1 protein-coding gene is annotated in these 2,388 nt (G+C 64.1%); it reads left to right on the top strand.

Translation table 11 applies throughout. From position 1 onward, the window contains the following. Positions 1-132 precede the first annotated feature (132 nt). Positions 133-2,388: glycoside hydrolase family 16 protein (locus AC629_RS43580; protein ID WP_168195753.1), on the top strand; the 2,256-nt coding region annotated here is incomplete at its 3' end.

Here is a 2,388-nt window from a genome sequence, read left to right as displayed (position 1 = left end):
GGGGGGCGACTTCAAATCCCGCTGTACTGAAATCTGTTCGCGGTGCCAGCTGCGAGCATGTGGTATGTCGCGCGCCTTCGCGATGCGCGGCAGTGGAATTCCCTGTTATCAACGACAATGAGGAATAACGGAATGACTCTTTCCGCGCCCGCCGGCTATAGCTCGAGCGATCTCGTCTTCCAGGAGGACTTCTCAGGCACAACGCTCGACAGCTATTGGCACACCTACCTCACCAGCAAGGCCGCCAACGGCTGGGCATGGAACGACAATGGATCAGGCGGAAGCGGCATGGGCAATCAGTATGATGCCGAATATTTTATGCCGAGCCAAGTTGCGGTGAGCAACGGGCTGTTGAATCTCACGGCGATCAGGCAGCCGGTCAATGGCGTCAGTGGAGGAGCGCCCTATACGTTCCCAGTCACGTCCGGCGTGGTCAGCAGCTATGGTAACTTCGAATTCAACGGTGGCTATCTTCAGATCAGCATGAAGGCGCCGGGCGGCGATGGGGCATGGCCAGGCCTCTGGCTGTTGCCCGGCAAAGGTGCCTCCACCAGCACCGACAATTTCGAAATCGATATCCAGGAGGGTGGAATGACCGGTTCGGGGCCGGCAAACCAAAACTTCTCCTGGCACCTTCACACGGCGTCGGGAACGTTCGGCGGCGTCGTCGATACCGGCATCGACCTCACGGCGGCCTTCCACACCTACGCCATCGACTGGCAGCCGGGCAAATCCATCACCTGGTATCTCGACGGGAAGCAGATCGGACAGGTGACCAGCGCGCAGGCCCCGATCCCGAATGAGCCGATGGAATTGCTGATGAACCCCGGGGTCGCGAGTTCCGGCGCGTCCGCATTTCATACGACTCTCGACAGTTCGACTCCTTCGTCGATGCAGATGCAGGTCGACTCGATTCAGCTTTATCAAAAGGCGGGTAGCGGCGAGACCGTCACGGGTGCGAACGTCACTCCGGGATCGGCCACAACGACGCCCCCCACCCCAACGGTCACGCCGGCGGTGACGCAGGCCACGGCCTCTCCGGCGACGGGCATCGAGCATGCCGGCGATACCATCACCCTGACACTCGGCTTCAATGAGGCCGTGACGGTGACGGGCACGCCGACACTGTCGCTCAACGACGGCAACACCGCCACCTATGCCGGCGGCTCGGGCACGGGCACGCTCACCTTCAAGACGACTGTCGCGGCGACCGACACCAACACGTCGGCGCTCGCCATCACGGGGGTGAACCTTCCGAGCGGTGCGAGCATCAAGGACGCCTCCGGTGTCGCGGCGAACCTGTCGGGCGCGGTGAAGACGTTCTCCGGTCTCCAGATTGACCCGATCTCACCGGCGGTGACGCAGGCCTCGGCCTCTCCGGGCACTGGCACCGAGCACGTCGGTGACGCGATCACGCTGACACTCGGCTTCAATGAGGCCGTGACGGTGTCGGGTACACCGACGCTTTCGCTCAATGACGGCAATACCGCCACCTATGTCGGCGGCTCGGGCACGGGCACGCTCACCTTCAAGACGACTGTCGCGGCGACCGACACCAACACCTCGGCGCTTGCCATCACTGGCGTCAATCTCCCGAGCGGCGCGAGCATCAAGGATTCGTCCGGTGTTGCGGCGAACCTGTCGGGCGCGGTGAAGACGTTCACCGGGCTCCAGATCGATCCTTCTCCTCCAGTCTCGCCGGCGGTGACGCAGGCCACGGCTTCTCCGTCGACGGGCATCGAGCATGCCGGCGATACCATCACCCTGTCGCTCGCCTTCAACGAGGCCGTGACGGTGACGGGCACGCCGACGCTGTCGCTCAACGACGGCAACACCGCCACCTATGCCGGCGGCTCGGGCACGGGCACGCTCACCTTCAAGACGACCGTCGCGGCGACCGACACCAACACGTCGGCGCTCGCCATCACCGGTGTCAATCTTCCGAGCGGCGCGAGCATCAAGGATGCCTCCGGTGTTGCGGCGAACCTGTCGGGCGCGGTGAAGACGTTCTCTGGTCTCCAGATCGATCCGATCTCACCGGCGGTGACGCAGGCCTCGGCCTCTCCGGGCACTGGCACCGAGCACGTGGGAGACACGATCACGCTGTCGCTCGGCTTCAACGAGGCGGTGACCGTGACGGGCACGCCCACGTTGTCGCTCAACGACGGCAGCACGGCCGCCTATGTCGGTGGCTCGGGCACGGGTACGCTCACCTTCAAAACGACCGTCGCCTCGACCGACACCAGCACCTCGGCGCTCGCCATCACCGGCGTGAACCTTCCGAGCGGTGCGAGCATCAAGGACGCGAGCGGTGTCGCTGCGAACCTTGCTGGCGCGGTGAAGACGTTCTCCGGTCTCCAGGTCGATCCGACGGCATCGACCACGCCG

The organism is Bradyrhizobium sp. NAS80.1, assembly GCF_001908205.1.
Classification (GTDB): Bacteria; Pseudomonadota; Alphaproteobacteria; order Rhizobiales; family Xanthobacteraceae; genus Bradyrhizobium.
Note: the sequence above shows the minus strand (reverse complement) of the source record. Positions and strands in the feature narration are given on the sequence as shown.